The 4,651-nt window shown below is 68.2% G+C and carries 6 protein-coding genes; all 6 read right to left on the bottom strand.

The features are described from left to right. Positions 1 to 173 precede the first annotated feature (173 nt). Entirely contained in the window at positions 174 to 533 is a 360-nt protein-coding gene (locus ACIBK8_RS06340) for a hypothetical protein (RefSeq protein ID WP_399040423.1), read from the bottom strand. Further along, a complete protein-coding gene (locus ACIBK8_RS06335; RefSeq protein ID WP_393681624.1) occupies positions 526 to 972 on the bottom strand; it encodes a YbaB/EbfC family nucleoid-associated protein in 447 nt (148 codons plus the stop codon). Before ACIBK8_RS06335 ends, ACIBK8_RS06340 begins: the two co-directional genes overlap by 8 nt. 37 nt (positions 973 to 1,009) lie before the next feature. Beyond that, positions 1,010 to 3,115 carry a hypothetical protein gene (locus tag ACIBK8_RS06330; RefSeq protein ID WP_399040422.1) on the bottom strand — a complete coding sequence of 702 codons (2,106 nt, stop codon included), beginning with the start codon at positions 3,113 to 3,115 and terminating at the stop codon, positions 1,010 to 1,012. 150 nt (positions 3,116 to 3,265) lie between these two features. Continuing rightward, positions 3,266 to 3,721, bottom strand: a complete 456-nt coding sequence (locus ACIBK8_RS06325; RefSeq protein ID WP_399040421.1) for a hypothetical protein — start codon at positions 3,719 to 3,721, stop codon at positions 3,266 to 3,268. A 37-nt stretch (positions 3,722 to 3,758) separates the two neighbouring features. Then, the gene (locus tag ACIBK8_RS06320) at positions 3,759 to 4,043 is read right to left on the bottom strand and encodes a hypothetical protein (RefSeq protein ID WP_399040420.1); all 285 of its coding nucleotides are present in this window, start codon (positions 4,041 to 4,043) and stop codon (positions 3,759 to 3,761) included. Positions 4,044 to 4,147: 104 nt separating this feature from the next. After that, a complete protein-coding gene (locus ACIBK8_RS06315) occupies positions 4,148 to 4,495 on the bottom strand; it encodes a hypothetical protein (RefSeq protein WP_399040418.1) in 348 nt (115 codons plus the stop codon). Positions 4,496 to 4,651 lie beyond the last annotated feature (156 nt).

Here is a 4,651-nt window from a genome sequence, read left to right as displayed (position 1 = left end):
GGCCGACCCCTTTCTGAACTACGGGCGACGGGCCCGCATGACGGAGTGCACGGCGACAGGTGCTGGTGGACAGGGGATGGGGCGGAGACGGAAGGACGGAGACGGAAGGGACGGCGCCAGGGGATGCCCGCCGGCGCGGACACCCCCCTGGTGCAGGATTCACGGCTCTCCTGCTACTGCTGCGACTTTTCCTGGGCCTTCTTCTCCGCCTCCTGCATGTGATTCCAGGATTCGGCGATCCGCTGGTTGTCCTCGTCGGCCGCCCGGAAGATTTTCATGACGTCGCCGCCGGCCTGTCCGGTGGAATCGGTGACATCGCTCATCATCTTGACGATCCGCTCCAGGGCTTCGGTCCCCGGATTGGCGATCGACTTGTACTGCTCGGCGACTTCGTCGTTGTCGCCCGCGCCCTGGAGATTCAGCCGCTTGATGTCCTCCACGTCCAGGCCCAGGGTGCTGATCTGCGTGGCGAGTTTCGGGTATTCCGCGAACAGCCGGTGGAGGTCTTCGGTCGTCCTGATCTCTTCAGCCATCGGTCTCGTCCTCGTCGTCGCCACGGCGTCCGAAAGCGGTGCCCCCCGGCCCCTGTTGCGGCCACAGCTTCCGCGCCTCGTTCATCGCCTTGAGCTGTTCCGTGCCGCCGAGCATCGATTCGCGCACCTCGTCGCTGAATCCCGTGAACGGCGCGACCGCGCGGTTCACCTTCTCGTGCACATCGGCGCGCGCCCGCTCCAGCAGCTGCACCAGCGCCCGGCCCAGCTCGGCGGGGGCCATGGTGCGGTAGTGGTCGCCGTTGAACCGGATCTCCCGCACATCGGACTGGGTGCCCATCACGACGGTGATCGCCCGGTCCTTGGAGGTGACCTTGACGGTCTCCTTCGCCAGCCGCTGCTGCGTCTCCATCAGCTGATTGCGGTGCTCGGCCAGCCGGCCCATCATCTGGTCGACCTGGTCCTGGAATCCGGGGCTCATCGCCTGCCCTTCCGTTCGTCTGCCACTGTCCGTGCGTTCACCGGCCGATCACGCCCGGTGTGGTGCCCTCGTCGGTGCCCCACACCTCTTCCTCCTCGTCGACCCAGGTCTGACGCTGCCGCTCGCCGCCCTGGCCGCCGCCCGCACCGGCGCCCGCGCCGCCACCGCCCATCGGCGGCACCATGGGGCTGCCGGACGAGGTGGCCCGCCCCATGGCGGTGGCCTCCTGCGCCGCGCCCCGGGCGAGCCTGCCGCCGGGGGGCATCTCCTCTGGCGGGATGGACCCACCTGATTTGAGCGCTTTGGGGCTCATGCCGGTCCGGGGCGGGGTCGCCTCGTTGAGCGCCGAGTTGCGCCCGATGCCGCCGCCTTCGCCCGACCCGCCGCCCATGCCCGCCGGGCCGCTGACGGTCTTGAGGCCGCGGGGTATCGCCGGCGGGTGCTCCATGTCGCCGTGCGCCCCCGGCGGCTTCACCCCGGGAGGCGTCTGGAGGTTGTTGGCCAACTTCCGCTCGCGCCACAGCGATCCGTCGTTCGGCGGCTCCGTCACGTGGCTGAGCTTGGTGCCGCGCGGCACGGTGATCTGGTGGCCGTTGCGGTCCGTGGCGAGCGTGCCGTCGGGGCGGGTGACGGTTCCGTTGGCGTTGACCTTCGAGCCGGGCGGCACGTCGAGCGCCTTGCCACTCCCATCGGTGAGCGGCTTGCCGTCAGGACCGATGAGCTTCGCGGAGGGGTTGCTGCCGAGGGTGCCCGTGCCAGGGGGCCCGCCGAACGACTTGTTTCCGCTGGTGCCGGTCATCGGCGGCTGGATCCTGGGCGGCATCGGCGGCATCATCCCGGGCGGCGGCGCGTGCTGGTCCTTGTCGCCCTCGCCGCCCGCGTGCTGGGTGTCGACGCCGCTGGCCGGCGGCCCGTCCAGCTTCGCCGACAGCGGCGCCTTGAGGTCCTCGCCCTTGCCGCCCCCGAGGCCGTCCGCTCCCGACGTGCCTTCTCCCGGCGGTGCCGTGCCGTCCCCGCCCGTCCCCTTCGACGGGTCGAGATCCGCCCCGTTCGGGCCGTCCGTGTTGTGCTTGAGGAGGTCCTGCGCGCCGGGCGGCAGTTGCTGGTTCTGCTGGTTCTGCTGGTCCGTTCCCGAGGTGCCTGGCGGCTTTGTACCGAACGGGTTGGTCTGGCTGCCGAACGGGTTGGTGGCCGACGCCCCGGGAGGCGTCTGCCCGCCCGGCATCTTCAGCTGCATCGGCTTGACCTGCTCGGGGATCGCCGAAGTGGCACTGCCGATGGCGGAGTTGAGCGCCTGCATGTGCTGACCGGCCGGCTGGTCGAGCCGGGTGTTGACGTTCGCCAGCCACAGCGCCTTGGCCCGCGACTGGACCCGGTCCCAGAACTCCTGCGTGTTCGGATCCCCGAAGGACGAGGTGACCTTGGGGTTGACCTGGTCGGGGAACTCGATGTGGGCGCCCTGCATCGCTTCCTGGAGCGCGTCGTGCGTGGCGTTGACCGGCCAGGCCATCCGGTCGCCCCGCCAGGCGGTGTGCGCGTCGTAGAGCCTGGCGAGGGTGTCGTGCAGCTGCGTCCTGGCGTGGTCGATGTCCGCGGCGAAGTCGCGCGGGTTGGTCATCTCGACCCGCAGGCGGTCGAGTTCGTTGGCCATGCCGTGCAGCACCGCGCGGAAGACACCTGCCGAGCTGCCCTGCCAGTTCGAGTCGTCCTCGTTGATCTCCCTGGCCCAGCTCTCGATGATGTCCTTGGCGCCCTGGATCCGGCGCTCCAGACCCCGGGCGGTGATCACCGCGGTGTCGAAACTCCCCAGGCTGGCGGCGTCGTTGCCCTTGAGGGAGTTGAAGACGGGGACGAGGATCTGGTCGGGCTGGTGCACGAACTGGCCGAGCGGGCCGTCCGAGGCGTCCATCCCGGCCCAGTCCATGGTGACGCCCAGGACGTACTGGTTGGGGAGTCCGGCGCCGGTCCCGTCGCCCTGGGTGGTGTAGTTGAACGACCACCACACGTCGTACACGGAGTCCAGGTTGTGGTCGCCGCCGGGGAGCGTGCCCGCGTCGAACGACGTGAACCAGCTCGGCCCGCCGTCGCTGCCGATCGCCGAGCTGTCCGTCACCTTCTGGCCGGTGGCGGCGAAGGCTTTCATCGCCTCTCCCCAGTTCACGCGCGCGCCCGTCCCTTCGGCCCGTACCGGTTCACCGTGGTCCCTCTCCTGCCGGATTCCGCCCTTCGGGCAGCCGCGTGCGACTGTCCGAAAGGGGTCCGGTGTGTGGTCAGTTGTTCTTTCTCAGGGCCGTCAGGCCGCGCCCTGGGGTGGCGGGGTCTTGCCGGCGCCGCCGCCACCGCCGAACCCGTTCAGGATGTCCTGGAGGTCCTGCATCATCTGCGACGCGGTCAGCTCGGTGTCCTGCTCGCCCTTGTCCAGGATCTGATTGACCGTCATCAGGTCGTTCGACAGGTCGGTCATGGACTGGGCGAACCCGTCGAGTTCGTGCTTCAGGCTCTGGCAGAACTTGGCGTAGCGCTGCTGAAGTGCCTGACCCGCGGGAAAGTCCTTGCTGCCGGCCAGCAGCTTCGCGTATCCGCCGGGCCCCGCGGGGCCACCGGCGAATCCGTCCAGATTGCGGTAGTCGTCGTTGTCCCGCAGTCCCTGGATGAAATCGTTGATCCGGTGCTGGGCAAAGTCTTCGAGGTATCCCTCGGTCACCTTGACTTTGCCGGTACCGCCGGAATTCTTGTCGTCGTCGCTCACGGGTCGGCCTCTCCGTCCACGCGGGATATTCCGCTGCTCAGAAGTGGCTCTGACCCTTGTTGTCGGCATCGATCATCGCGTTGATCATGCTGTCCAGTGCCTGCACGCCCTGCTTGTGGGAGCTGTTCAACTGGGCGACCTGGGTGTCCACCTTGCTCTGGACTTCCTGCCAGGCGTCCTTCGTACGGCCCTGGGTATTCGCAAGAAGCGGCGCCAGCTGCTGGACCATGTCCTCCAGCGCCTTCGTCATTTCGGTATTGGCCTGGTTCAGCACATTGACGTCGTTCTGCGCTTCTTGGATTTGAAGAGTGAAATCTGCCATGACTGCTCCTTGTGCATGTCGGGCGGCCCGTCCCGGGCGTGCGCCCGCCTGTGGTGGTCGGGGTGCCTGATGCCGGGTCCGTCAACAGGCACGGGGATCGGGGACTAGGACTTGCCGCCGCCCGACATCACGCTCTGGATGCTGTCGATGTCGCCCGACCAGCCCGCCGCGTGCTCCTGCGCCTGTGAGTCACCGGCGTTCAGCGTCTGGTTGGCGGCTTCCAGGCTGGCGTGCAGGTTGTTCACCTGGGTCGACGCCTGGTTGTAGGTCTCGATCCACTGCTGCATCTTCTGCTGGAACGTGGTGCTGGCGGTGGAGTGGAAGTGCTGGGCCGCCTGCTGGACGGTGTCCTCCACCTTCTGCCCGGCCGCACGCATGGACTGCATCTGGCCTTCCAGGAGCATCAAGGCGTTCTTGATGTCCTGTTCCTGCTTGGTTACCTGACCGCTCATGAGGAATTCCTTTCGGGGAGGCGGGACGGCCGGGGAGACGTGCGGCGGACACTCTCCTGGCTTTCCTCGCCTTTCGTTTTCTGCGGGCGGTGCCGGTCATCCCGTACACCGCTGTGCGATGCCATCCGGAACGTGCGCGAACAGTGGGCGGTACCG

The organism is Streptomyces sp. NPDC050161 (assembly GCF_044460025.1).
GTDB lineage: Bacteria > Actinomycetota > Actinomycetes > Streptomycetales > Streptomycetaceae > Streptomyces.
This window is presented reverse-complemented; position numbering and strand designations above follow the sequence as displayed.